The organism is Pseudomonas sp. NC02 (assembly GCF_002874965.1).
Classification (GTDB): domain Bacteria; phylum Pseudomonadota; class Gammaproteobacteria; order Pseudomonadales; family Pseudomonadaceae; genus Aquipseudomonas.
Map to the genome: position 1 here is coordinate 4,716,777 of NZ_CP025624.1, position 26,445 is coordinate 4,743,221.

Genomic DNA, 26,445 nt, shown 5'->3' on the forward strand with positions numbered 1-26,445 from the left:
GGCAATTCCCCGATGCGCCGTTGCGGATCGGCGACGATGCCTTGCAGCAGGTTCAGCCAGTGAGCGGCCAGGCGTTCGATGGTGCCAGTGTCGAATAAATCAGTGGCATAGGTGAATGTGGCGGCCAATGCGCCCTGGGTCTCGTGCGTGCCAAGGGTCAGATCGAATTGCGCCGTGTGCGAGCGCCAATCCAGGCTCTCGACATGCAAGCCTGGCAGTTGCAACGGTTGGGCGGCATCGCCGCTCTGGTGATTGAACATCACCTGGAACAACGGACTGTGACTCATGTGTCGGTCCGGTGCGAGGGCTTGCACCAATTGCTCGAACGGCAAATCCTGGTGAGCCTGGGCGCCCAGCGAAGCCTGCTTGACCTGCGCCAGCAATTGATCGAAAGGCATTGCCCCCTGAATCCGCGCATCCAGCACCTGGGTATTGACGAAGAAACCAATCAGGCCTTCGGTTTCAAGACGGTTGCGGTTGGCCACCGGCACGCCCACGCGGATGTCCGACTGGCCGCTGTAACGGTGCAGCAATACCTGGAATGAGGCGAGCAACAGCATGAACAAGGTGCAGCCTTCGCGCTGGGCCACGCGCTTGAGGCGTTCGGTCAGCCCGGCATCGATGGCGAGGTCCAGCCGCGCACCGCGGTAACTCTGCACCGCCGGACGGGCGCGGTCAGCAGGCAAAGGCAGCACTTCACCGCCATCACCCAGGCGTTCGGTCCAGTAACCCAATTGCCGCGCAAGCTCGCCGGCTTCCATCCATTTGCGCTGCCAGGTCGCATAGTCGGCGTATTGAATCGGCAGCGCCTGCAGGTCCGGCGCCTGGCCGGTGCTGTGGGCAGCATAGAGTTTGACCAGGTCGTGAACCATGATCTGCGCCGATGCGCCGTCACAAATGATGTGGTGCTGGGTGAGCACCAGCACGTGGTCGTCCGGTGCCAGTTGCAACAGCTTGACCCGCAACAGCGGGCCCTGCTGCAAGTCGAACAGCGCAGTGATTTCAGTGTCAATCAACGCCTTGAGCGCTGCGGCGTCCGGCACCGCTTCCAGCACCACCGTCGTGACCGGCAGGCTCAGGCATGCGTGCGCAACCTGCAGCGGCCCTTCCGGCCCGTCGACAAACACCGTACGCAGCACCTCATGGCGCTCCAGCAATGCATCGAAGCTGCGCTGCAACGCCGGCACGTCCAGTGCACCGCGCAACCGCAGCGCCGTCGGCACATGGTAGGCCGCGCTGTGAGGGTCCAATTGCCAGAGGAACCACTGGCGCTCCTGGGCGTAGGACAGGCCGATATGCTCGAACTCGTCACGCATCGCCGGAATCGGCAACGCGGCAAAACTCATGTTTTTGCTGTGCAGCTTTTGCAGGAACGCTTGCCGTTGGGCGAGCGGCAAACGGATGAATCGCTGAACCAGAGACAGGTTATCGAGCTGAGTCATTTTCAAAGGGTCTCCAGGTCTGCCAGGAAATCATGCATCTCACTCAAGTCTTCGCTGGAGTGAGGTGTCAGGTGCACCGCCAGTTGCGCGGCGTACTCCGACAGCGATGGGGTTCGAAATAAAAGGTCCAGAGGCACGGCTGCGCCTTGCTCCATTTGCAGGCGGGCTGTCGCTTGGGTCGCCAGCAAGGAATGCCCGCCCAATTCAAAGAAGTTGTCGTCGCGCCCTACCCGCGCAAGCTTGAGCACCTCTTGCCAGATCTGTGCGACGCTCTGCTCAAGCGCCCCTTGCGGCGCCACATAGGCCCGCAGCAACTGATTGGCGTCGGGCAGCGGCAAGGCTTTGCGGTCCAGCTTGCCGTTGGGCGTCAGCGGGAAGCGCTCAAGCAGCATCCAGTGCGCCGGAATCATGTAGTCCGGCAGGTCGCAGGCGAGCCGCGCCTTCAGCTCGTCGCGCAGCGCCACCAACGACTGCGCCTCGGCCGCCTCAGTACCGGCCGCAATCAGGTAGGCCACCAACTGCGTGCCACCCGGCCCTTGCTGAGGCACCACCACCGCCTCGCGGATCGCGTCCTGCGCCAACAGGCACGCTTCGATCTCTCCCAACTCGATGCGAAAGCCACGAATTTTCACCTGGTGGTCTGCCCGGCCGATGTACTCGATCACACCGTCGACGCGATGTCGCGCAAGGTCACCGGTGCGGTACAGCCGTGTGCCATTACCAAATGGATCCGGGAGGAAGCGTTCGGCGGTGAGCGCCGGCCGCTCGTGGTACCCGCGCGCCAGGCCATCACCGCCAATCAGCAATTCACCGATCAACCCGACAGGGTTCGGCGCGAAGTGCTCGCCGACGATGTACAGCGAGGTGTTGGCAATCGGCCGGCCGAGGTAAGGCAAGCGCTTGTCTGTGGTCAGTGGATAAGCCGCCGACCAGATCGTGGTTTCCGTGGGCCCGTAGAGGTTCCAGACCGGGCCTGCGACCGCCAGCAAGCGCTCGGCCAGGTCCTCGGCCAATGCCTCGCCGCCACACAGGCATGTGCGTCCGGCAAGACGCTCGGCCATCGGATGCTCAAGCAACATGCGCCACGTCGACGGCGTGGCCTGCACGATACTGACCTGCTGCTGTTCGATAATCCCCAGCAATGCTTCAGGGTCGTGGGCGCTCTGTTTGTCCACCAGCACCACGGCCGCACCGCTGAACAGCGCGCCGTACAGTTCCAGGCCGAAAATATCGAACGAGAAGGTGGTCAGCGACAGCAGGCGGTCACTTGCCTCGATGCCTGGTTCGCGGGCCATGCTGGCAACGAAATTCACCAGGGCACCATGGCGTACCATCACACCCTTGGGCTTGCCGGTAGAGCCCGAGGTATAAATGGCGTAGCACAGGTTATCGCCGTCCACCGACACCTGCGGATTGGCCGCCTGTTCAGGGCTGACCGATTCATCCATTGCACTCGCCAAGACGGTGTGCACCCCTGCCGGAATCGGCAACTGGCGCAGCAACGATGCCTGGGTCAGAAGCAACTGCAACCCACTGTCTTCAATCATGTGGGCCAGGCGATCCACCGGATAGTGCGGATCGAGCGGCACGTAGGCGCCACCGGCCTTGAGGATCGCCAGCAGCCCGACGATCATGTCCACCCCACGCTCAAGGGCGATACCCACCGGTTGGTCAGCGCCGACACCGAGTTCAATCAAACGATGCGCCAGGCGATTGGCCTGGGTATTGAGTTGAGCGTAGGTCAGCGCCTGATCAGCAAACAGCAGCGCCGTGGCATCCGGCGTCTGCCGTGCCCGCGCCTCAAACAGACGATGAATGCAGTGCTCGCCCGGGTAGACGCTTGCGGTGGCGTTCCAGTCCTGCAATTGCTGGCGGGTTTCACTCGGGTCCAACAGCGTGAGGTCACCCAGTGGGCGTGCGGCATCGCTGCTCATTTGCAGCAGAAGACGCTTGAGGTGCACGCCGATCTGCTCCACCGACACAGGTGTGAAGCTCGCACATTGATAGCTGAACTGCACGGTCAGCTCGGCGCCCAGGCCCACCAGCAGGGTCAGCGGGTAGTTGGTTTGCTCCAGATTGCCCACGGCACCAAAGCGCAGACCCTGAGGCGAACCTTTCTCCAGGGCTTCTGAAATCGGATAGTTCTCAAACACCAGGATGTTGTCGAACAGCGCTTCACCACCCTGCCCCGCCCAGCGCTGAATATCGAACAACGCGGTGTGCTCGAAGTCCCGCAACGCCAGGTTCTGCGCCTGGACGCTGTGCAGCCAATCCCCCAGGCTCTGCTCGGAGCGCGGGCTGGCAATGACCGGCAAGGTGTTGATGAACAGGCCAATCTGTTGCTCGACGCCTGCCAGGTCCGCCGGGCGACCCGACACGGTTGCGCCGAAGGCGACGCAGGACTTTGCGCTGTAACGCTGTAACAGCAACAGCCACGCAGCCTGGACCACAGTGTTGACGGTGACTTTCGCCTCTCGGGCAAAGTCGCCCAGACGGCGCGTTTGCTGCTCATCGAGGTGCAGGTGGTGGTGAGCGTAAAGGTGGGTGGCGATGGCCTGCGCCGGACGGGCAAACATCTGCGCCAGGCGAATCGGTTCATCCAGGGCGTGTAACTGCTCCTTCCAGAACGCTTCGCCGAGCGATGCGTCCTGCCGCTTCAGCCACGCGATGTAATCACGATACCGGCCAACGGGTCGTGCCACGGTTTCTGCGCTGTAGTGCTGTAACACTTCGCCGAGCAACTGCGCGCTGCTCCAGCCATCCATCAGGATGTGATGGTTGGTGTAGATCAGGTGATGACGATCAGTTGCCGTGCGTACCAGTACCAGGCGCATCAAGGGCGCGCAGTTCAGGTCCAGGCCTTGGGCGCGCTCTTCATCGGCAAGGGTTTGCAGTGCCGCATCCCGATCGGCGTGACCGCTCCAGTCGAGCACACGGAACGGCACCTGCACTTGACGCTGTACCACCTGCATCGGTTGTTCAAGATTGCCTTGCCAGATGAACCCGGTACGCAGGATGTCATGGGCATCCACCACGGCTTGCCAGGCCGCGCGGAAGCGTTGCGGATCGACGCCATCGATATCCAGGCGCATCTGGTTGATGTAATCGCCATTCCCCTGTTCGAGCAAGGTGTGGAACAGCATGCCCTGCTGCATCGGTGACAACGGGTAGATGTCGTCGATGCCTTGAGGTTCGAGCACCAGCGCATCGAGTTGGGCCTGAGACAGTTGCGCCAACGGGAAATCCGACGGCGTCACTCCCCGGTTGGCGTTGTCGCAGCAATGGCCGATCAGCGCCGTCAGCTCTTGCACATAGTCGTCGGCCAGGCGCTGGATGGTCGCGGCATCGAACATCGCGCCGCTGTAGGTCCAGCTCAGGTCCAGTTCACCACCGAAGACTTTGCTGTTGAGCGCCAGCGGGTTGCCGAGCGGCCCCTGCAGGTTGACTTCTTCACCGCCGGATTCGCCGGTCGGCACAAACAGGGCGTCGGCGGCGGCATCGAAGCTGGCGTCGAACTGACCGAGATAGTTGAAGGTCAGGCACGGTAGCGGCAAGGCTTGCAGAGACTCCCGTGTCTGTTCATCGCCCAGGTACGCCAGTGCGCCGAAGCCGATGCCCCTATGCGGAATTGCCCGCAGCTGCTCCTTGATCTGCTTGAGCGACCCAGCGAGATCCGCAACCGGCGACAGCCGCGCCGGGAACACGCTGGTGAACCAGCCCACGGTACGGGTCAGGTCGATGTGCTCGAACACGTCTTCGCGACCGTGCCCCTCAAGCAACACCAACGCATTGTCGTCACCGGTCCAGCGCGTTATCACCCGCGCCAGCGCGGTCAGCAATACGTCGTTGACCTGGGTGCGATAGGCCGCCGGCGCATCCTGCAACAGCTGGCGGGTCAGGGCCCGGTCCAGCTTGCTACGAAAGGTCAGGGCCTGATCATGTTGCTGCCCGCCGTTCGGACGGTCATACGGCAAGGCTGGCGAAGCGTCCTGCAACTGTTGTTGCCAGAAACCCAGCTCGGCCTGCAGCGCAGGGGTTGTGGCGTAGCCCTGCAATGCCGCCGCCCAGGCCTTGACCGCACTGGTCCTGGCCGGCAACTGCACACCTGCGCCTGAAAGGATTTGCCGGTAGGCGTTCTGCAGATCCTCGAACAGAATCCGCCACGACACGCCATCGACCACCAGGTGATGGATAATCAGCAACAGCCGTTGAGTGCCGTCCGCCAGGTTCGCCAGCACCGCGCGTATCAGCGAACCACCGTTCAATTGCAGGCTGCGCTGGGCCTCGTCACCCAGTGCCTCAAGGGCTGCGAGGTCCGCGACCTCCACTGGCCACAGAAGCGTTTGATCCGTGTGCGCCGCGACGTCACGGTAGTGTGCCGACCAGCCGCCAGCCCGTTCGACGAAATCCAGGCGCAAGCTGTCGTGATGCGCCACCAAAGCCTCCAGCGCCTGCTCCAGTGCGTGTGCATCCAGTGCCTGCGCCGGCTTGAGCATCACCGACTGGTTCCAGTGGTGACGATCGGGAATTTCCTGAGCGAAGAATTGTTGATGAATCGGCAACAGCACCGTGGTGCCGGTTGCCGGTCGCTGATCGATCGACGGCAGCGTCTCACCGGTCTGTGCGACCACGGCCAGCGCCTGGATGCTCTGGTGCTGGAACAGGTCTTTGGGGCTGAAGCGAATCCCCGCCTGCCGCGCACGGCTGACCACCTGGATCGAAATGATCGAATCGCCACCCAGTTCGAAGAAGTTGTCGCTGATGCCCACCTGCCCAAGCTTGAGCACGTCTTGCCAGATCGTCGCCAGTTGCTGCTCCAGCGCGTTGCGCGGAGCGACGTAGGCTTGTTGCAGTTGACTGACATCCGGTTTGGGCAGGTTCTTGCGATCCAGCTTGCCGTTCGGTGTCAGCGGCATGCGTTCCAGAGACAAGACATACGCCGGCACCATATGCGCCGGCAATGAAGCCTGGAGCTGCGCACGCAGGTCTTCGCTGAAACCGGCACGGGTTGAATCGCCGACCACGTAAGCCACCAGGCGCTTGCCGCTACCGGCGCTGCCTTCCTGGGCCACGACCACCGCTTCGCGCACACCCTGAAGGGCTTGCAGCGCCGCTTCGACCTCACCCAGCTCGATGCGGAAGCCGCGAATCTTCACCTGATTGTCGATACGATCCAGATAGTCGAACGTGCCGTCGGCGCGCTGGCGCACCAGGTCGCCTGTGCGGTAAAGCAGGCCGCCAGCGGCGCTGAACGGGTCAGCGACAAAACGCTCGGCGGTCAGCCCCGGTCGGTTGAGGTACCCACGGGCCAGGCCGGTGCCCCCCAGATACAGCTCACCGGCCATGCCTTGGGGCAACAGGTTCAGGTCGGTGTCGAGCACATAGGCGCTGCGGTCACCGATGCGGCTGCCGATCGGCGCGTAGGCAGCACCGCACGGCACCTCGCGACCGGCCTTCCAGATCAGCGGGGTGACCACGGTTTCGGTCGGGCCGTAGCCGTTGATGATGTAGTCCGGATCGAGCGCACGCTTGACCCGCTCGAAACTGGCGTTCGGCACCGCGTCACCGCCAAAGCAATAGATGCGCACCTTCGGTGGATTGCCGACGCGCTCGGCATGTTCGGCCAGTTGTTGCAGGTACACCGGCGGGAACGCGACCACGGTCACGCCGTGTTCGATCATGGCGTTGTAGGTCTGCTCCGGCGTCCACAGCGTGTCGTCGCGAATCAGCAGCGAAGCCCCGTGAGTCAGGCTGGTCAGCCAGCGCTCGTGGGCACCGTCGAAGGCGAACGACATGAAGTGGAACTCGCAGTCGCTGTCGCGCATTTCATAGCGCTGGCCGATGGCCTGGCAATGCATGGCCAATGGACCGTGGGCAACGCTGACGCCTTTCGGATTGCCAGTGGAGCCGGAGGTGTAGATCACATACGCAAGGTTGTGCGGGTCGAGCTGCACCGAGGGTGCCTTGATCGACTGCTCACGCAGATCAAGACGGTCCAGCTCCAGCAAGGGTACCGATTCGGCAACCGGCAACTGCGCCGACACCGACGAATCGCTGATCAGCAGCGCCAGCCCCGAATCCTCGATCAGGTAGGCCAGGCGCTCGCGCGGGTAGTGGGTGTCCAGCGGCACATAAGCGCCGCCGGCCTTGAGCACCGCCAGCAACGCCACAATTACCGACTCGCTGCGCGGCAACGCCACACCCACACGGGTTTCAGCGCCAACGCCGCGGGCGATCAGCGCGTGGGCCAGTTGGTTGGCGCGCTGGTCGATTTCACCGTAGCTGAACTGCCGATCGTTGAAAATCACCGCCGTGCGTTGCGGGCGCTCGGCCGCCAGGGTGGCAATGCGCTGATGCACGCCGATGTCCACCGGGTACGGCTGTGGATGGTTCTGCGCTTGCTGGCGGGCCTGTTCGTCGCGGCTTGCCAGGGCGACTTCACCCAGGTTGCGTTCTGCCGACTCGGCAAACTGCTCAAGCAGTTGCAGCAAATGCGCACTGATGCCTTCGACCACCTCGCTCGCGAATTGGCCGCGGTCGAAGCTGTAATGCAACGCCAGCTGCCGGCCGAGGGTCACCGCCACGCTCAGCGCGTAGTGCGTCTGTTCCAGGTTGCCCACATCGCCGAACACCAGACCCTGCCCGGCCTGGCTCAGCGCCTGGGCTACCGGATAGTTTTCGAACACCAGGATATTGTCGAACAGCGCTTCACCGCCCTGCCCGGCCCAACGTTGGATGTCCGCCAGCGGCGTGTGTTCGAAGTCACGCAGGCTGAGATTCTGCGCCTGCACCGTTTGCAACCATTGGCCGACGCTTTGATCGGGACGCGGTGCGCCGATCACCGGGAGGGTGTTGATGAACAGGCCGACCTGTTGCTCGATGCCGGGCAAGTCTGCCGGACGTCCAGCCACGGTCGCGCCGAACGCCACCGCTTCGTGCCCGGTATAGCGTTGCAGCAACAGCAGCCACGCGGCTTGCACGAGGGTGTTGACGGTGATTTTCTGCTGGAGGGCAAACGCTTCCAGCGCCTGGGTGCGTTGCTCGTCCAGCGTCAGGTAATGGTCGCCGTGACCGCTCTGGCGCGCGCCTGCGGTGGCCGCGCGGGCCAGCCGGGTCGGCGCTTGCAGCGCGGCCAGTTGTTCGCTCCAGAAGTCCTGGCTCAACTGGGCGTCCTGACGTTGCAGCCAGGCGATGTAGTCGCGATAACGGCCGCCGGCATTCGCCGGTGTGCGGCCGCTATAGCGCTGCAATACTTCGCCGAGCAACTGCGAGTTGCTCCAGCCGTCCATCAGGATGTGGTGATGGGTGTAAATCAAGTGCCATTGGTCACTGCCGGTCTGCACCAGTACCAGGCGCAGCAAGGGCGCACAGGCCAGGTCAAACCCTTGCGCTCGTTCGGCATCGGCCAGCGCCGCGAGGGCCGCCGGCTGATCGTCGCGAGCCCGCCAATCCAGGGTGGCGAACGGCAGTTGCACCTGCTTGTGCACAATCTGCAGCGGTTGCGCAAGCTCGCCCTGCCAGACGAAACCGCTGCGCAGGATGTCTTGCGCATCGACGGTGGCCTGCCAAGCGGCGCGGAAACGCTCGGGATCCAGGCCCTGCACGTCGACGCGCAACTGGTTGATGTATTCACCCGCCGCCTGTTCGTACAGGGTATGGAACAGCAACCCTTGCTGCATGGGCGACAGCGGATAGAGATCGTCGAGCTGGCCGGCCGGCACCGGCAGCGCATCCAGTTGCGCCTGGGTCACCCGCGCCAGCGGGAAGTCCGATGGCGTGGCTTGCGCGGCCGGCAAGGTGCAGCAGTGTTCGATCAGTGCATGCAGCTCGCTGGCATAGCGGTCCACCAGTTGCTGCACGGTCGCGCTGTCGAACATCTCGCGGCTGAAGCCCCAGCTCATCGACAGTTCGCCGCCATAGACCTGGCCTTCAACCGTCAGCCAGTTGGCCAATGGTGCCGCCAGGTCCTGTGCCACACCGCTGGTTTCGGCAGACGGCACAAACAAGGCCGCGTCGTCGAACTGACGGTCGAACTGGCCCAGGTAGTTGAAGGTGATCCGCGGTGGCGCCAGTGCCGCCAGCTCGGCACGCACTGCCGGGGCCGCCAGATGACGCAGCACGCCATAACCCAGGCCTTTGTCCGGCACCGCGCGCAGTTGCTCCTTGATCGACTTGATCGAACCGTCGAGGTCATCGCTGGCGGTGAGGTTGACCGCGAACAGGCTGGTGAACCAACCCACGGTGCGACTCAGGTCGATGTCATCGAACAGGTCTTCGCGGCCATGGCCTTCAAGCTCGATCAGCGTGCCTGCCTGACCGCTCCAGCGACTGATGGTGCGGGCCAACGCGGTGAGCAGCAGGTCATTGACCTGCGTGCGGTACGCGGCGGGCGCCTGTTGCAGCAACTGACGGGTCCGTGCGGCGTCGAGTCGCCACTCGATTTTTTCACCCTGCGCATTTTGCAGGCTGGCGTCAGGTCGGTCGCACGGCAGATCCTTCGCATCCTGATGCTGTGTTTTCCAGTACATCAGTTGTTCATCGAAGCGCTGCACTTGCTGTTCGAGCCGCGCAGTCCAGCCCTGGAATGCACTGGTTTTCGGCGGCAGCTCAATGCCGCCGCCTGCCGCCAATTGTTCGTAAGCCTGCTGCAGATCTTCCAGTAATACGCGCCAGGACACACCGTCGACCACCAGGTGGTGAACGATCAGCGCCAGCCTCTGGCTGCCATCGGCCAGCGTGACCAGCAAGGCTCGCAACAGCGGGCCGTTTTGCAGGTCAAGGCTGCGCTGCGCCTCGTTGCACAAGGTATTCAGGTGTTCCGCCGACTCGGCATCGCGTAGCCACAGATCAGCGCTGGCCACTGGAGCATCGTGTTTTTGCTGCCAGCCCTCGGTGCTTTCGGTAAAACGCAGGCGCAAGGCATCGTGGTGATTGATGATGTACGTCAGCGCTGTATCGAGCCACTGCGCATTCAAGGCCTCACGGGGAGTCAGCAGCAGCGATTGGTTCCAGTGTTCGCGCACCGGCATCCCGCGGCTGAAGAAATGCTGCTGGATCGGCCCGAGCACGGCATCACCACTCACCGGCCCCTGATCCACCGCCGAGCGTTTATCGAGGGCGGCGACCAGTGCCAGGCTGCGCACGGTCTGGTACTGGAACAGGTCACGCGGGCTGACGCGGATGCCGGCCTGCCGCGCACGGCTGACCACCTGGATGGAGATGATCGAATCGCCGCCCAGCTCGAAGAAGTTGTCTTCGAGGCCGACGCGCTCAAGACCGAGCACATCCTCCCAGATCGCCGCCAGGGCTTTTTGCAATGCATCCTGTGGCGCCACAAACGCCTGCTGCGGCGCAGCGTCCGGCAACGGCAAGGCCTTGCGGTCGAGCTTGCCGTTGGCGGTCACTGGCAATTTCACCAGCGGCATCAGGTGGGTGGGCACCATGTATTCCGGCAGGCTGTTCAACAGCCACGCCTTGAGCTCCGGTTGCCACGGCGTGGCAGGCTCGCCTCCCTCCAGCACCAGGTAAGCAACCAACTGTTTGCCCCCCTGCACCAGCACCACGGCCTCGCGCACCAGCGGGTGTTGCATCAGGCGGGTCTCGATCTCACCCAGTTCGATGCGCAGGCCGCGCAGCTTGACCTGATGATCGAGGCGGCCGAGGTATTCGATCACACCGTCGGCGCGCTGGCGCACCCGGTCGCCGGTCCGGTACAGCCGCGCACCGTCATTGAACGGGCACGGCACAAAACGCTCGGCGGTGAGCGCCGCGCGGCGGTGGTAACTGCGGGCCAGCCCGGTGCCACCGAGGTAAAGCTCACCGCTGACGCCTGCCGGCACAGGGTTGAGTTGCGCGTCGAGGATGTAGGTTCCCAGATTGGCAATGGGGCGGCCGATGGGCACGCTGTCGGCACCTTCGTCGATGCAGGTCCAATGGGTGACGTCGATGGCCGCTTCCGTCGGGCCGTAGAGGTTGTACAACCCGGCGCCCGGAAGCTTGGCGAACACCTGCAACTGCGCATCCAGCGCCAGCGCCTCGCCACTGCATACGATGCGCTTGAGGCTGGCGCAGGCCTGCACGCCCGGCTCGTGGATAAATGCCTGCAGCATCGACGGTACGAAGTGCAGCGTGGTGATAGCGTGCTCGCCAATGGTCTCGATCAGGCGAGCCGGCTCGCGATGCTCGCCGGGTGCTGCGACCACCAGCCGTGCGCCGCTCATCAATGGCCAGAAGAACTCCCACACCGACACGTCAAAGCTGAACGGGGTTTTCTGCAACACTGCGTCGCTGGCATCCAGGCCATAAGCCTGCTGCATCCAGCACAGGCGGTTGACCAACGCACGATGGCTGTTGCCTGCGCCCTTGGGCTTGCCGGTGGAGCCGGAGGTGTAGATCACATAGGCGAGGTTCAGCGCGTGCACGTTGACGGCCAGAGGCTCGCGGCCGTAATCGTCGAGCCAGCCTTGTGCCTGGTCGAGTGCGATGACGTTGATGCCGTCGACCGGCAAGGTCGACAGCAGGCTCTGCTGGCTGAGCAGCAGCCCGATGCCGCTGTCTTCGATCATGTAAGCCAGGCGTTCGCGGGGGTATTCAGGGTCCAGCGGGACGTAGGCGCCGCCGGCCTTGAGAATCGCCAGCAGGCCGACCACCATTTCGATGGAGCGCTCGATGCAGATCCCCACCAGTACGTCCGGGCCAACACCCTGCTCGCGCAGGGCATGGGCCAACTGGTTGGCGCGCGCGTCGAGCTGCGCGTAGGTCAACTGCGTCGCGCCGAACACCAGGGCAACGGCGTGCGGAGTGCGTTGTACCTGGTCTTCGATCAGGTGGTGGATGCCACGTTCGGTCGGGTACGCCTCGGCCGTCTGGTTCCAGTCATGCACCAGCACGTGCTGCTCTGCGGCGGCGAGCATCGGCAGTTCACCGATGCGCTGGCTGCCATCGGCGACCATCGCCTGCAACAGGCTGAGCCAGTGCCGGGCCATGCGCTCGATGGTGGCGGCGTCGAACAGGTCATTGGCATAGGTCAGCGCGGCGTGCAGGGTGCCGGACTTCTCGTAGGTGTCCAGGCTCAGGTCAAACTGGGTGGTACGGCCTTGCCATTGCACCAGGGACAGTTCAAGCCCGGAGGCGGTGTTGACCGCGGCGATGTCCGCCACTTGCGGCTGATGGTTGTACATCACCTGGAACAGCGGCGTGTGGCTCAGGCTGCGCTCGACTTTCAAGGCTTCTACCAGGCGTTCGAACGGCAATTCCTGATGGGCCTGGGCGCCCAGTGCGTGTTCCTTGATGCCTTGCAGCAACTCGTCGACGCGGGTTTGCCCGGTCAGTTCGGTGCGCAACACCTGGGTATTGACGAAGAAACCGATCAGCCCTTCGACTTCGCTGCGGTTGCGGTTGGCAATCGGCACGCCAACCCGAATGTCGCCCTGCCCGGTGTAGCGATGCAGCAGCACGTTGAACGCGCCGAGCAGCAACATGAACAAGGTCACATTGTGTTTTTGCGCGCAACTGCGCAACTGCGCAGCCAGCGCCGGATCAATCGCAAAGTCATGCCGGGTGCCCTGGTAGCTGGGCATCGCCGGGCGTGGATGGTCGATGGGCAGTTCCAGTACCGGGTGCTCATCTCCCAGGCGTGCCTGCCAGTATTCCAGCTGACGAGCCTGCTCGCCGGCCTCCAGCCAGCGGCGCTGCCACAGGGCGTAGTCGCTGTACTGGATCGGCAGGGCCGGCAGTTGCGGCGGCTCGTTGCGCTCATGGGCGTCGTAGCAGCGAATGAACTCGTCGATCAGCACGTTCATCGACCAGCCGTCGGACACGATGTGGTGCAAGGTCAGCAGCAGCACGTGTTCCTGCTCGGCCAGCTTGAGCAATTGCACCCGCAGCAGCGGGCCGTTGGCCAGGTCGAAGGGCAACAGCGACTGACGGGTAGCGGCCTGCATCACCGCCTGCTCACGCTCGGCGGGTGCCAGGGCGCTGAAGTCCAACTGTTCGACAACCAGCGGCGACTGCGCGGCCACTTGCAACAGACGATCATCCGCCTGGCGCTGGAACACCGTGCGCAACGTCTCATGGCGGGCCACCAGGCTGGCGAACGCCTGCTCGATCGCCGGCAGGCTCAAGGCGCCCTTGAGCCGTACCGCGCCGGGCAGGTTATAGGCGCCACTGGCCGGATCCAGTTGCCACAGAAACCACATCCGCTGCTGCGCATAGGACAGCGCCTGCCGGTCCTCGGCCTCCACCCCTGCCGGGATCGGAAACCGGGAAAAATCCACCCCTTCCTTGTGCAGCGCCTGGAGGAACATCTGGCGTTTTTCCAGGGGCAACCCGATAAACCGGCGAGCAAGTTTCAAGGAGTCTTCAGCGTTCATTTCTTGGGATCCGGGGCAATAGGCAGGAAGCACAAAGGCACGTCGTCCCTATAAAACGAATCCGGAAGGGAAAAATTAGCGGGGATTGGGGGCGCAGACCACGGTGTCATCAAGGGTTACATCAAACACCGAGAGGCTCGGCGCGGCTGTCCTATCATTGACGCAACCCATCAATTGCAACTACATTTAGTTGCAGGCGAGAATCGCCGTGTCGAAAAATGAAAAGCTGCTGGCCAAACTGCTCAATGAGCAATCGGCCTTTACCTGGCCCGAACTCGTCACGCTGCTGCGGCGCCGGGGATACACGCAAATCGAAGGGGCGGGTAGCCGGGTCAGGTTCGACATAGGCGACCCCAGTGCAATGATCACCCTGCACAAGCCTCACCCCGGCAACGAACTGAAACACTACATTCGGCGCCAGATCATCGAACAATTGAAATCAGGAGAACTGATTCAGTGAACAACCAGCTGAAACACAAAGGCTACATCGGCTCCATCGAAGCCAGCATCGAAGACAACTGCCTGTTCGGAAAGCTGCTTTTCATCAAGGCCCTGGTCAGCTACGAGGGTAAAACCGTCGCCGAACTGGACGCCGCCTTTTGCACCGCCGTGGACGACTACATCGAGACCTGCCAGGCCCTTGGGCAAGCACCGGAAAAGCCCTGCAAGGGTTCGTTCAACGTCCGTGTCGGCCATGACCTCCACCTGGCCGCCGCGCTTGCCGCGACCCGGCAAAAAGTCACGTTGAACGATCTCACGCGCCAGGCGCTGAACGAATTCCTGCAACATCGCGGCGCACTGGTGACCGGGTAATCACCCCAGCCGCCGATACCCCAGCACCGCCGCCCCAAGCACCACCGCACCCGCCGCCAGCGCCACCCAGAACCCGCTGGGTGCGCCGAAGCGGTCGATCATCCAGCCGGAGCTGGCAGCACCAATGGCCACGCCGATGCTCAGGCCGGTGATCAGCCAGGTCATGCCTTCGGTCAAGCGGCTGGGCGGAACGATTTGTTCCACCAGGGCCATGGACACGATCAGGGTCGGGGCGAAGAACAGGCCGGAGATGAAGATCGCGGCTGCCAACCCCGGAATATTCGTCACCAGCAACAACGGCAGCGTGGTCACGGCGGTGGCCACGCCGCAGTACAAGAACTGGCGCGGCAGCGGTGCTTTCAACTTGAGCGCACCGAACGCCAGCCCGGCCAGGCACGAACCGATGGCGTATACCGACAGTACAATGCTCGCCGCGGCGGGCTGGCCCTGATGCTGGGCGAACGCGACACTGACCACATCCACCACCCCAACGATGATACCCATGGCCATCAACAGCACCATCAGGATCAACACCGAGGGCGAGGCGATCAGCCAACGGCCGTGCTCGGCGTGATGTTCATGCACCGGTGGCTCGGTCTGGCGTTGCAGCACAAAGGCGGTCACGCCCACTGCCAGAAACAGCGCGGCAATCAACGGCCCCGCTTCGGGGAACAGCAGCACGCACAGACCCACCGAGACCGGCGGGCCAATAATGAACACCACCTCGTCGAGCACCGACTCCAGGGCAAACGCCGTTTGCAGTTTGGGCTGGCCGCGATACAGCTCGGTCCAGCGCGCCCGCACCATGGCCGACATGTTGGGCATGCAGCCGGCCAGGGCGGCAAAGACGAACAGCGTCCACGTTGGCGCCTGCACCCGGGTGCAGAGCAACAGCAGCAGCAGCGCGCCGCCGCCGATGGACGCGGCCACCGGCAACACCCGGCCCTGGCCATAACGGTCCACCAACCGTGAGACCTGGGGCGCGCAAAACGCGGTGGCCAGGGCGAAGGTAGCGGTCACCGCACCGGCCAAACCGTAACCGCCGTGCACTTGCGACAGCATGGTGATCAAGCCGATCCCGGTCATGGAGATCGGCATGCGGGCCAGCATGCCCGCCAATACAAAAGCCCTGGAACCTGGCGCCTGGAACAGCTCGGCGTAGGGGTTTGCCATGGTGTGTAACCTCTTCCTGAGCGCCCTGAAACTTGCTATTCGAGGTTTTCGGGGCAAAATACATACGGTGCGTATGTGACAAATCATGCGTAACATACGCGTCGTATGTCAATCACCTATTGTGAGCCTTACCCATGAGCCGAGCCCGTGCCGACATGATCGAAGACACCCGCGCCCGCCTGATCGCCAGCGCCCGCCAGGCCTTCGCCACACAAGGCTACGCCCAGACGTCGATGGACGATTTCACCGCTCGCGCCGGCCTGACCCGGGGTGCGTTGTACCATCATTTTGGCGACAAGAAAGGCTTGCTCGCGGCAGTGGTTGCGCAGCTCGACGGTGAAATGGACGCGAGCCTGCAGCGTATCTCGGAGCAGGCGGTTGATCCTTGGGAAGGGTTTTGCGAGCGCTGCCGGATTTATTTGCGTATGGCTCAGGATCCCGAGGTCCAGCGCATTGTGCTGCAAGATGCGCCGGCGGTGCTGGGTGCCACCGACCAGCAGCAATGCGTGGACTCGCTGCGCCAGCTGCTTGATGACTTGATGCAGGCGGACCTAGTCGAGCAGGCGTGCAGCCAGGCGCTAGCGAGGCTGATCAATGGCAGCCTGGTAAGCGCATCGCTGTGGATCGCCCAGGATGAACACCCGGGCGAGCGGTTGGAAGAAGCCTTGCAGGGGCTGGAGTTGTTATTGCGTGGTTTGAAGCCTAATGCCGTTCGCTGAACGAGTGCGGTCGGGGTTTTCAGGATCAGATGGGGTACATATCCGTTATTCAGGTAACTCTGCTTTTCTGTGGGAGCTGGCTTGCCTGCGATGCAGACAACTCGGTACATCAGGCACACCCAGTTGATGCCATCGCAGGCAAGCCAGCTCCCACATTGAACCGTGCCCGCTTTTGATTTTGCTGTTGCTCTTCAACACTCAAGCCGGCCGGTAGTCCGCTGTGCTCTTGATCTGCTTTTGATCTTGATCTTGGGCGCCCCGTTATTGCGCTCACTTGAATCACCCACAGCACTGCCCCTAGATACGCCGCAACATCAACGCCGCCACCCCACACGCCGCCAACGCCACGCACGCCAGAAAGAACGCATCACTGTAAGCCATCAAAAACGCCTGATGACGAACACTCTGGTCCAGCAGGTTCAGCACCACCTGATGTTCCGGCAATTGATCCTGCAGCACTCCGCCACCGGGAAGCTGCTGTTGCAAGGCCGGGTCAAACAGCGTCACCGACTCGCCAATACGCGCCGAATGCACCCGCTCGCGCACCACCACCAATTGCGCCAGCAGCGCCGTGCCAACCGCGCCCCCCAGGTTGCGCAGCATCGAGAACACCGCCGACGCCGACCCCGCCTGCGCCTTGGCCAGGCCGTGCACCGCCAGCACCGACAACGCCACCATGATCAGCGGCTGGCCCATGCCGCGCACCACGATCGAGGGCACGATCACATTGCTGGCGCTGTCCGCCGACAAGTGCGCACCCATCCAGCAGCCCAAAGCCATGATCGCGAACCCCGAGGCCACCAGCATTTTGGCGCTGACCCACTTCATCAGGCGCGGCAAAAACGGCGCCATGATCAGTTGCACCAGACCATACGCGATCAAGCTCACGCCAATTTCGCTGGCGTTGTAGTGCTGCAATTGCGACAGGTAGTTGGGCACCAGGAACACCAGGCCATAGGTACTGGCGCCGAAGATAAACATCGCCACGCTGGCCACCCCAAAGTTGTAGTGGCCCAACAGTCGCAGGTTGATAAAGGCGTGCGCGCCCCATAATTGCCGGGCAACGAAGCCGATCAGGCCCACCACCGCCAGCAGTGTCATCCACACGATAAAGGGCGAGCCGAACCAGTCCTTGCGCCCGCCCTCCTCCAGCACGATCTGCAACGCACCCAGGCCCAGCACCATGCAGCCGATACCCAGCCAGTCGCCCTGGCGCAGCAGGCCCAACTGCATCGGCTGGCGGTCAATGGACCAGGCCACCGCCGCCAGCAACGCGATCCCCGGGAACAGTTGCAGGTAGAAGATCCAGCGCCAGGAATACGCATCGGTCAGCCAGCCGCCAATCGACGGCCCGGCGGCCTGGGCCACACTGTTGGCCAGGCTGAACAAGGCCATGCCCAGCGGGATCTTGCTGGGCGGCAGCTCGGTGATGATCAGTTGGAATGACAAGGGAATCAGCACCGCCCCGGCCGCGCCCTGCACCACCCGGATCAGGATCATCACTTGCAGGTTGGGCGACAGCGAACACGCCACCGAGGCCACCAGGAATATCCCCGAGCCCCACAACATCACCCGGCGCAGGGAAAACACCTGCACCAGCCACGCGGTGAGGGGAATCATGATGATCTCCGCCACCAGGTAAGCGGTGGAAATCCACGAACCCTCCTCAAACGTCGCGCCCAGTGCACCTTCGATTTCCGGCAGTGCGGCGCTGGTGACGTGCACGTTCATCCCGGCCATGAAGCAGCCGAACAGCCCGCCGATCACCGCGACCCAGGCGCGAAACGGCACACGCCCTTCAGCCTCCATGGACGTGCTCCTGGCTGGCGGCAGGGCGGGTATCAACCGTGGCAATCACCGACATGCCCGGCAGCACCCGCGACTCACCGGGTTCCAGGCGAATCTTTACCGGAAACCGCTGGACGATCTTGGTGAAGTTGCCGGTGGCGTTGTCCGGCGGCAACAGCGCGAACACGGCACCAGAGCCGGGGGCGATGCTTTCCACTTTGCCGTGCCAATGTGCGCCGGCAAAACTGTCCACCGCGATTTCCACCGACTGCCCCGGCGCCATGTGCTGCAACTGGGTTTCCTTGTAGTTGGCAATCACATAGGCCTGCTCCACCGGCACCACCGCCAACAGCGGCAGGCCGGGCATCACGTATTGCTGGCGCCGGACCTTGCGCTGGCCCACCACGCCATCAAAAGGCGCGCGGATCTCGGTGTCCTTCAACGCATTGCGGGCCAGCGCGAGGTTGGCCTGGGCCTCGCCGATGCGTGCCTGATGCTCGACGATTTGCGCCTGCGCCTGTTGCCGGCGCGCCTGCAAGACCTGCAACTGCGCCTGCTGCCGCGCGACCTGGGCGCTCGCCTGGGCCAGGGCCGCCTGGGCCTTGGCCTGGCTGGCGCTGACGGTTTCCAGGTGCTGGGCGCTGGCCACCTGTTGCGCGACCAATTCACGATAACGCTGGTAATCGAGCCGCGCGCGCCGGGCTTCGGCCTCGCCACTGCTCAGTTCCGCCCGGGCCTGGGCGATGCGTTGCTGTTGCTCGCCCATTTGCGCGTCGAGGGTTTGCACCGATGCCTGCTGTGCGCTCGCTGCTGCTTGCGCCTGTTGCAGTTGCGCCTGGGCGCTGTTCAGACGCTCGGTGAAATCCCGCTCATCGATACGCACCAGCACATCCCCGGCCTTGACCGGCTGGTTATCTTCCACCAGCACCTGGGCTACATACCCGGCAATTCGCGGGCTGATAGCGACCCAATCAGCGCGCACATAGGCATCGTCGGTTTCTTCAAGAAAACGCCCCCATTGCCACCAGTACCCGGCAAAGGTTGCCAGCCCCACCAGCGTCGCGAGGGAAGCCGTGGTCACCAGGGCGCGACGATGACGTTGCATAACGGTCAGGCGAATGGGTTCAACAGCCTGGTTCATGGTTTGGCTCCATTGACAGCGACAGATAAGGGGGCGGTTGGATCGTCACGCTGCCAGCCGCCACCGAGGGCCTGGAACAGGTCGATCTGGCGGTTGATCAAGCGCAGGTCGGACTCGGCCACGCGGGCTTCAAGGCCCACCAGGCTGCGTTCGCTGTCCAGCAGTTGCAGGGCATCCAGCGCGCCGGAATGGTAGCCGCGGGAGGCCAGGTCGAAGGCGCGGCGGTTGTTGTCCAGGGCGGCGGCCAGGGCCTGCCCACGCTGCTGTTCGCCCTGGTACAGGGCCATGGCCTGCTCCACCTGCTTCAGTGCGTTGAGCACCGTACCGTCAAACCGTGCCAGGGCCTGGCGCGCTTCGGCCTGGCTCTGCCTGACCCGCGCCTGGGCGACCTGCCGGTTGGGAAAGCGCCAGGACACCAGCGGCCCGACGGAATACACCGTGGCGTAGCGGTCCCCGAGTTTGCCCAGGCTGCTGGCGGACGAACCGAGCATCGCGCCGAAGGTGATCCGCGGGTAAAGCTCGGCGCGGGACAGGCCCACCGTCAAGGTGGCTGCGCGCAATTGCCCTTCGGCGCGGCGGATGTCCGGCCGCCGTTGCAGCAGTGCCCAACCCTCGCCCACCGGCAAAGGCGCCTGCAACTGCGGGGCCTGGGTACAGCTGCGTGGCGTGACCTGCTCCGGCGGCAACCCGCTGAGCACGGCCAACTCATACAGCGCGCTGCTGCGCCGGGCCGTGAACATCGGCAACGGTGCCCGGGTTTCTTCCAGCAACCCTTGCAGGCGCGCCAGGTCGAGTTGCGTGGCCGCGCCGGCCTTTTGCAGCTTCTGCGTGACCGCGACGCTCTGCTCCAACAACTGCACCGAGTGCGCCTGCACCTGTTCGCGCACACCATAGACGCAGGCCTGGGCATAGGCGCGGGCCGTCTGCGCGGCCACCGTCACCCGCAGCTCATCCTCCAGCGCCCGCGCCACCTGGGCATCCGCCCGTGCCGCAGCGATGCGATAACGCACCTCGCCCCACAAATCGAGGGTGTAGCTCAGGGAAAACTCAGGGGTGTGGCTCCATTCGGCACCGGCATGACGGTTAGTCGCCTGGGCCAGCGTCTGGTCATCGCGGCTGCGACCGTAGGCCAGGCCATAGTCCAGGGAAGTCGACGGCAGGCGCTCGCCGTCTGCCTGTTCCAGCTGCGCCAGCAACGCATCGACATGGGCGGCGGCGGCTTCGAGGTCTTTGTTCTGGTGCAGGGCCCGAGCCACCAGGGCGTCCAGTTGCGGGTCGCGGTACAGCTGCCACCAACGGGCGGGCAACGCCTCGGCCGACTCGGCGAAGAGCCGCGGTGCAGGCTGCGCCGTGACGGTCGACGGTTGACCGGGCACACCAGTGCACCCGGCCAGCACACTCAACAGGGCGATGGGCATCCATGGGTGAAAAGAAGGGCTGTGCATCACAAGGCTCGCTCAAGAAGGAGCCTTGCAGATTAGGCAGATGGCCTGTCCGATTCGCCCGCGTCAGGGCCATGTATCGTCGCTAAACGGACAATAGCGTTACCTGACGCAACACTAAACTCCGGGCCGAAAATGACTTGGCGGATAACCCAGCGACTTGCGAAACATCGCACTGAACGCACTCGGGCTCTGGTAACCATGCTCCAGCGCCACCTCCAGGATCGACACGCCCTGGGCCAGCAACTTCAAGCTCAGGGCCAACCGCGCACGCTTGCGCCATTCACCGAAACTCATGCCCAACTCCCGCTGGAACACCCGGCTCAGGGTGCGGGCGCTCATGTTCAGGCTGTCGGCCCAGGATTCCAGGCTGCTGTCGTCAGAAGGGTTGCGGATGAAATGCGTGCACAGCCTGGCCAGCCGTGCTTCGCCGGGCACCGGCACGTGCATCGCCACCACCGGCGCGGCGAGCAGTTCCATGCGGATCAACTCGATCATGGCCTGCAGACGCGGGCTGTGGTGCCCGGCAATCTGCGTGGCGGCGACGATCAGCTCCCGCAGCAATGCCGACACTTCAATCACCTGGCAGGTGCGCCCCAGCCCCGGCTCGGCCTCGGGCATGAGGAACAGCGTGCGCATATGCACCTCGCCGGCCATGCGGATCTCATGCGGGGTGCCGGCCGGCACCCACAACGCATGCCCGGACGGCACCAGCCAACTGCCCTGGGCGGTGCTGACCACCATCACCCCGGACACGCCGTGGATCAATTGCGCCTGGGCGTGGCAATGGGGATGCACCACGTCATCGTTGCGGTAGTTGTCGGCGTAGGCTTCAAGCCACGGGCGGGTTGGGCTGTTCATCGGCTGAGGTCTCGCATCAATCAAGCGTCGATTCTAGCGAAAAGTCCTGTGGCAGAAACGATAGATATAGACAGCCATCGTCGCATTCCAGACAGCCGGTGAACTTGTGGGCCGCCCCGCCAGTCAGCTAGTTGGGCACTCTGAAAAAGGTTGGGTGGGCAATGCGCATTTCGTTGGAGCAACAAGTGGCGCTGGTGACTGGCGCCAGTTCCGGAATCGGCGCGGGGGCCGCCAAGGCCCTGGCCGAGGCCGGAGCCGCCGTGGTACTGAACTACAACGCCCAGGCGGCGCCGGCTGAAGCACTGGCGGCGCAGATCAACGCCAACGGCGGCCGGGCCATTGCGATTGGCGCCGATGTGTCGCAAGAGGCCGATGTGGAGCGCCTGTTTGCCCAGACCCTTGATGCCTTCGGGCACCTGGACATCCTGGTGGCCAACTCGGGCATGCAGAAAGACGCCGCTGCCGTGGACATGACCCTCGACGACTGGAACACCGTGATCGGCGTCAACCTCACCGGCCAGTTCCTCTGCGCCCGCGCCGCGTTGCGCATCTTCAACCGCCAGGGCATCCGCGAAGGTGTTTCCCGGGCCGCCGGGAAGATTATCCACATGAGTTCGGTGCACCAGGTGATTCCCTGGGCCGGGCACGTGAACTACGCCGCGTCCAAGGGCGGCGTGGAAATGCTGATGCGCACCCTGGCCCAGGAAGTCAGCCAGCAGCGCATCCGCATCAACGGCGTTGCGCCGGGAGCGATCCGCACGGCCATCAACCGCGCCGCCACCGAAGGCGCGGCCGAAGTGGAACTGCTCAAGTTGATTCCCTATGGCCGCGTGGGTGACGTCGAAGACGTGGCCAACGCGGTGGTGTGGCTGGCCAGTGATGCCTCCGACTACGTGGTGGGCAGCACCCTGTTCATTGATGGCGGCATGAGCCTTTATCCGGAGTTTCGTGGCAATGGTTGATCTGAAAAACGAACCACAAAGTGCCATTGATGCCCACGGCATCATCGGCGACATGCGCAGTGCAGCGCTGGTGAACGACAAAGGCAGCATCGATTTTTTCTGCTGGCCGGAGTTCGACAGCCCCTCCATCTTTTGCTCATTGCTGGACTCCCCCGCCGCCGGCATCTTCCAGCTCACGCCGGACCTGCCCGACGCCCGCCGCGAGCAGATCTACCTGCCCGACACCAACGTGCTGCAAACCCGCTGGTTGAGTAATGACGCGGTGGTGGAAATTACCGATTTCTTGACCGTCAGTGAAGAAGTTGACGACCTGCCGATCCTGATTCGGCGGGTGCGGGTGGTCAGCGGCAAAGCGAGCATCCATATGCGCTGCGCAGTGCGTCATGACTACGCCCGCGCCCAGACCCGGGCCACTCAAGATGACGGCGACGTGTTGTTTGAGGCCGCAGACCAACCCGGCCTGCGCCTGACCAGCAGCCACACCCTGCAGTTGGATGGCGACGCTGCCGTAGCATCCTTTGAACTCGGCCAGGAAGAAGGCGCCGAGTTTGTCCTCGGCGGGCTGGACGATGCCCGAGTCAAAAACGACTGCACCGACCTGTGCCTGGAGCGCACCCTTAAGTTCTGGCGCGGCTGGATTTCCCAATCCAACTACCGTGGGCGCTGGCGCGAGATGGTCAATCGTTCGGCCCTGGCCTTGAAGCTTTTGACCTCGCGCAAACACGGTGCAATCCTCGCCGCCGCCACCTTCGGCCTGCCGGAAACACCCGGCGGCGAGCGCAACTGGGACTACCGCTACACCTGGATCCGCGACGCCTCGTTCACCGTCTACGCGTTCATGCGCCTGGGGTTTATCGAGGAAGCCAACGGCTACATGCGCTGGTTGAAAGGCCGGGTGGGTGACTGCTGCGATCAGCCGATGAAAATCAACATCCTGTACGGCATCGACGGCCGCCAGGAACTGCCGGAAACCGAGCTGAGCCACCTCAGCGGCCACGGCGGCGCGCAACCGGTGCGCATCGGCAACGAGGCGTACGACCAGGTGCAACTGGATATCTACGGCGAGTTGATGGACGCGGTATACCTGGTCAACAAATACGGTGAGGCCATCTCCCACGAGGGCTGGAAACACACGGTGGAGGTGGCCGACCAGGTCTGCGAAACCTGGAACCACAAAGACGTCGGCATCTGGGAAATGCGCGGTGAGCAGCATCACTTCCTGCACTCAAGGCTGATGTGCTGGGTGGCCCTGGACCGGGCGATCCGCCTGGCGTCCAAGCGCTCGCTACCGGCGCCGTTTGCCCGTTGGGACCAGACCCGCCAGGCGATTTACGCCGATATCTGGAGCAACTTCTGGAACGAAGAACGCGGCCATTTTGTGCAGCATATCGGCAGCACGGCGCTGGATGGTTCGATGCTGTTGATGCCACTGGTGCGCTTCGTTGCGGCGACCGACCCGCGCTGGTTGTCGACACTGGAGGCGATCCAGAAAAGCCTGGTGCGCGATGGGATGGTTTATCGCTATCGCAACGACGACAGCCAGATTGATGGGCTACAAGGCACCGAGGGCGCGTTTGCAGCGTGCTCGTTCTGGTACGTGGAATGCCTGGCCCGGGCCGGGCAAGTGGAGAAGGCGCATCTGGAGTTTGAACAGTTGCTGCGCTATGCCAACCCGCTGGGGTTGTATGCCGAAGAATTTGATAACCAGGCACGGCATTTGGGCAATACACCGCAGGCGTTGAGCCATTTGGCGCTGATCAGCGCGGCAACGTTCCTGGACCGAAAGTTGAGTGGGGTGAAGACGGTTTGGCAGCCTTGAGCCCGAGCACAATCTGAAGGCAATTGAGTAACCTTGTGGGAGCTGGCTTGCCTGCTCCCACATGACCGCGCCAGACTTGGAGACGAGGTGTACCCGGTGCACAATGCGTGGTCCTTCGATCTATACCAGGATGCCAATGCGCCAAGTCCTACTGATCATCGATGTACAACCCTCCTTCGCCCCGCCCGACTGGCTGGTAATCGGCATCAACGCCTTGCTGGGTCGCATGCCGTCAGTGGCCACCGTAGAGCGCCACGACGAAAACATAACCCCCTTCGCTCGCCAACTCGGCTGGCAACCGGCGCCCGACGACGACAGCCTGATCGCGGCTGACCATATCTTCATCAAACACGGCTACGCGCCCACGCCCGAGACCATCAGCCACCTGAAAAGCCTCGCGCCGGACCGAGTGCTGGTGTGTGGCATCCAGACTGATACCTGTGTGCTGGCGGCCGGGTTTGCGTTGTTTGATGCCGGATTACAGCCCACGCTGATCAGCGATTTGACCGTGGGTTCGTCGCTGGATCGCTCGGGGAAACTGGGCGCGGATTTGTGGCGACACCACTTCAAACACGTCATCACCCACGCAGAGATTTAAGTCAGCCCCTCACTGTGGCGAGGGAGCTTGCTCCCGCTGGGGCGCGAAGCGGCCCCAAAAGCTCAACGCCATCTAACTCAAAGAACACATTCAACAAAACCTGGGGCTGCTGCGCAGCCCAACGGGAGCAAGCTCCCTCGCCACAGGTTATTTGGCAAACATCACAACATGTGTGTATATCGGTTTCACCATCAACGCGAAACCTTCGGCCCATGCTGAGCTGGACCGAGACCTGGCAAAGCACTGACTTAAGGAGCATGGACGCATGACCGATCTTCATCAGGAATTCGAACGCAGTCACCTCTTCCACAAGGCGCGTATTGATCGGCGCTCTGCCGACGCATTACTCGGCGTCACTGCCGGCCTGGTCGCCGACGGAAACATCAATCAGATGGAAGCAGCGTTTCTAAAGACCTGGATAGAAACCCATCTGCTCCAGTTGGAAGACCCGGTGGTAAACATTCTTTATCAGCGCCTTGCCAGCATGTTGAGTGACGGTGTTCTCGACGCGGAAGAGTCCGCAGAACTGTTGGAAATGCTGCATCAGTTTTCCGGTATCTCGGTGGGGTCACCTCAGCGCCCCTCTGCTGTCAGCAGCCTGCCGCTGAACAATCCGGCTCCGACACTGGAGTGGCAGGACCGGACTTTTTTGTTTACCGGTGTCATGGCGTACGGGCCTCGCAAAGAATGTGAGTTACTTGTCGTAGAACGCGGCGGCCTTATCGGTAACTCGGTGAGCAAGAAGGTTCATTTTCTCGTGGTCGGGAGCGTTGGTAATGAACAATGGCTCCATAGCTCATATGGAACGAAGATCAAAAAAGCCGTCGAGTTAAGAAATAGCGGTATTCCGATCGCTATCATCAGTGAAACCCATTGGCAGCAGGTGTTGTTCGGTTGATGCCCATTATCTCCATCCTGATTCACGTCCCCGACTGGCGTGCCGCCACTGAGTGGTACGCCACCGCCTTCTATGCCGCCACACGCATCTACCACGAGCCCGATGATTTCGGTCATTTGGACGTGGGCGGCGTGGCCATCGAAATCGTGAATGCAGACAACAAGGTCGCCAGCGGCGCGGCCGGGTCGGTGGTGTATTGGCGGGTGACGGACCTGCTTCACGAGGTACAGCGACTGGTCACGTTAGGCGCCACGTTGTATCGCGGGCCAATGGAAGTCGAGGGCGGCGAGTGGATGTGCCAGGTGCGCGACCCTTGGGGTAATTGCATCGGCTTGCGCCAGGCCGGTCTAGACAAGTCAAGCAATTGCAGCCTTTCGAACCACACTCGGTAACCCGCTTGGTCTACAGTTCCAACACT

At 63.1% G+C, this 26,445-nt stretch carries 14 protein-coding genes and 1 pseudogene; 8 read left to right on the plus strand and 7 right to left on the minus strand.

Annotation, left to right across the window (positions count from 1 at the left end):
- Nucleotides 1–35: 35 nt before the first annotated feature.
- Both C0058_RS33290 and C0058_RS22000 read right to left on the minus strand, forming a co-directional pair.
- Nucleotides 36–1,289 (minus strand): annotated as a pseudogene (locus C0058_RS33290) (condensation domain-containing protein); the annotation flags it as partial.
- A gap of 155 nt (nt 1,290–1,444) precedes the next feature.
- Nucleotides 1,445–13,813: a non-ribosomal peptide synthase/polyketide synthase gene (locus C0058_RS22000; RefSeq protein WP_102369570.1), complete on the minus strand. Its 12,369-nt coding sequence runs from the start codon at nt 13,811–13,813 to the stop codon at nt 1,445–1,447.
- Nucleotides 13,814–14,021: 208 nt separating this feature from the next.
- On the opposite strand from C0058_RS22000, the gene C0058_RS22005 reads away from it, so the two are divergent.
- Together C0058_RS22005 and C0058_RS22010 are read left to right on the plus strand one after the other, a co-directional pair.
- A complete protein-coding gene (locus C0058_RS22005; protein ID WP_003208165.1) occupies nt 14,022–14,273 on the plus strand; it encodes a type II toxin-antitoxin system HicA family toxin in 252 nt (83 codons plus the stop codon).
- Nucleotides 14,270–14,626 (plus strand): type II toxin-antitoxin system HicB family antitoxin, encoded by a 357-nt coding sequence (locus tag C0058_RS22010; protein ID WP_003208166.1) that lies wholly within the window; start codon nt 14,270–14,272, stop codon nt 14,624–14,626. Before C0058_RS22005 ends, C0058_RS22010 begins: the two co-directional genes overlap by 4 nt.
- Here the strand turns inward: C0058_RS22010 and C0058_RS22015 are convergent, their stop codons facing one another.
- A complete protein-coding gene (locus tag C0058_RS22015; protein ID WP_102369571.1) occupies nt 14,627–15,799 on the minus strand; it encodes an MFS transporter in 1,173 nt (390 codons plus the stop codon). It abuts the gene before it with no gap.
- Nucleotides 15,800–15,933: 134 nt separating this feature from the next.
- Between C0058_RS22015 and C0058_RS22020 the strand changes: the two genes are divergently transcribed.
- Nucleotides 15,934–16,518 (plus strand): TetR/AcrR family transcriptional regulator, encoded by a 585-nt coding sequence (locus tag C0058_RS22020; protein ID WP_102369572.1) that lies wholly within the window; start codon nt 15,934–15,936, stop codon nt 16,516–16,518.
- A 297-nt stretch (nt 16,519–16,815) separates the two neighbouring features.
- Here the strand turns inward: C0058_RS22020 and C0058_RS22025 are convergent, their stop codons facing one another.
- From C0058_RS22025 to C0058_RS22040, 4 genes are all read right to left on the minus strand, one after another.
- Nucleotides 16,816–18,327, minus strand: coding sequence for an MDR family MFS transporter (locus tag C0058_RS22025; protein ID WP_003208170.1), 1,512 nt, complete (start codon nt 18,325–18,327; stop codon nt 16,816–16,818).
- Nucleotides 18,317–19,447 carry an HlyD family secretion protein gene (locus C0058_RS22030; RefSeq protein ID WP_003208172.1) on the minus strand — a complete coding sequence of 377 codons (1,131 nt, stop codon included), beginning with the start codon at nt 19,445–19,447 and terminating at the stop codon, nt 18,317–18,319. The genes C0058_RS22025 and C0058_RS22030 overlap by 11 nt, the downstream gene beginning before the upstream one ends.
- On the minus strand, nt 19,444–20,892 hold the full coding sequence (locus C0058_RS22035; protein WP_102369573.1) for an efflux transporter outer membrane subunit: 1,449 nt from the start codon (nt 20,890–20,892) through the stop codon (nt 19,444–19,446). Before C0058_RS22035 ends, C0058_RS22030 begins: the two co-directional genes overlap by 4 nt.
- 114 nt (nt 20,893–21,006) lie before the next feature.
- Nucleotides 21,007–21,750, minus strand: coding sequence for a helix-turn-helix domain-containing protein (locus C0058_RS22040; protein WP_102369574.1), 744 nt, complete (start codon nt 21,748–21,750; stop codon nt 21,007–21,009).
- A 161-nt stretch (nt 21,751–21,911) separates the two neighbouring features.
- Here C0058_RS22040 and C0058_RS22045 point away from each other — a divergent pair, with 161 nt between their 5' ends.
- From C0058_RS22045 to C0058_RS22070, 5 genes are all read left to right on the plus strand, one after another.
- Nucleotides 21,912–22,712: a glucose 1-dehydrogenase gene (locus tag C0058_RS22045; protein WP_102369575.1), complete on the plus strand. Its 801-nt coding sequence runs from the start codon at nt 21,912–21,914 to the stop codon at nt 22,710–22,712.
- Nucleotides 22,705–24,531 carry a glycoside hydrolase family 15 protein gene (locus C0058_RS22050; protein ID WP_008434531.1) on the plus strand — a complete coding sequence of 609 codons (1,827 nt, stop codon included), beginning with the start codon at nt 22,705–22,707 and terminating at the stop codon, nt 24,529–24,531. The genes C0058_RS22045 and C0058_RS22050 overlap by 8 nt, the downstream gene beginning before the upstream one ends.
- 136 nt (nt 24,532–24,667) lie before the next feature.
- Nucleotides 24,668–25,129 (plus strand): cysteine hydrolase family protein, encoded by a 462-nt coding sequence (locus C0058_RS22055; RefSeq protein WP_008434533.1) that lies wholly within the window; start codon nt 24,668–24,670, stop codon nt 25,127–25,129.
- Between the two features lie 265 nt (nt 25,130–25,394).
- Entirely contained in the window at nt 25,395–26,027 is a 633-nt protein-coding gene (locus tag C0058_RS22065; protein ID WP_087695346.1) for a BRCT domain-containing protein, read from the plus strand.
- Complete coding sequence (locus C0058_RS22070; protein ID WP_102369577.1) at nt 26,027–26,419, plus strand: VOC family protein; 393 nt, start codon at nt 26,027–26,029, stop codon at nt 26,417–26,419. Before C0058_RS22065 ends, C0058_RS22070 begins: the two co-directional genes overlap by 1 nt.
- The last annotated feature ends 26 nt before the right edge of the window (nt 26,420–26,445 follow it).

Bases quoted from the DNA above. Each gene is read 5' to 3' on its own strand.
- C0058_RS22000 (WP_102369570.1), bottom strand. From the start codon at position 13,813: ATGAACGCTGAAGACTCCTTGAAACTTGCTCGCCGGTTTATCGGGTTG.
- C0058_RS22015 (WP_102369571.1), bottom strand. From the start codon at position 15,799: ATGGCAAACCCCTACGCCGAGCTGTTCCAGGCGCCAGGTTCCAGGGCT.
- C0058_RS22020 (WP_102369572.1), top strand. From the start codon at position 15,934: ATGAGCCGAGCCCGTGCCGACATGATCGAAGACACCCGCGCCCGCCTG.
- C0058_RS22025 (WP_003208170.1), bottom strand. From the start codon at position 18,327: ATGGAGGCTGAAGGGCGTGTGCCGTTTCGCGCCTGGGTCGCGGTGATC.
- C0058_RS22030 (WP_003208172.1), bottom strand. From the start codon at position 19,447: ATGAACCAGGCTGTTGAACCCATTCGCCTGACCGTTATGCAACGTCAT.
- C0058_RS22035 (WP_102369573.1), bottom strand. From the start codon at position 20,892: ATGCACAGCCCTTCTTTTCACCCATGGATGCCCATCGCCCTGTTGAGT.
- C0058_RS22040 (WP_102369574.1), bottom strand. From the start codon at position 21,750: ATGAACAGCCCAACCCGCCCGTGGCTTGAAGCCTACGCCGACAACTAC.
- C0058_RS22045 (WP_102369575.1), top strand. From the start codon at position 21,912: ATGCGCATTTCGTTGGAGCAACAAGTGGCGCTGGTGACTGGCGCCAGT.
- C0058_RS22050 (WP_008434531.1), top strand. From the start codon at position 22,705: ATGGTTGATCTGAAAAACGAACCACAAAGTGCCATTGATGCCCACGGC.
- C0058_RS22055 (WP_008434533.1), top strand. From the start codon at position 24,668: ATGCGCCAAGTCCTACTGATCATCGATGTACAACCCTCCTTCGCCCCG.
- C0058_RS22065 (WP_087695346.1), top strand. From the start codon at position 25,395: ATGACCGATCTTCATCAGGAATTCGAACGCAGTCACCTCTTCCACAAG.
- C0058_RS22070 (WP_102369577.1), top strand. From the start codon at position 26,027: ATGCCCATTATCTCCATCCTGATTCACGTCCCCGACTGGCGTGCCGCC.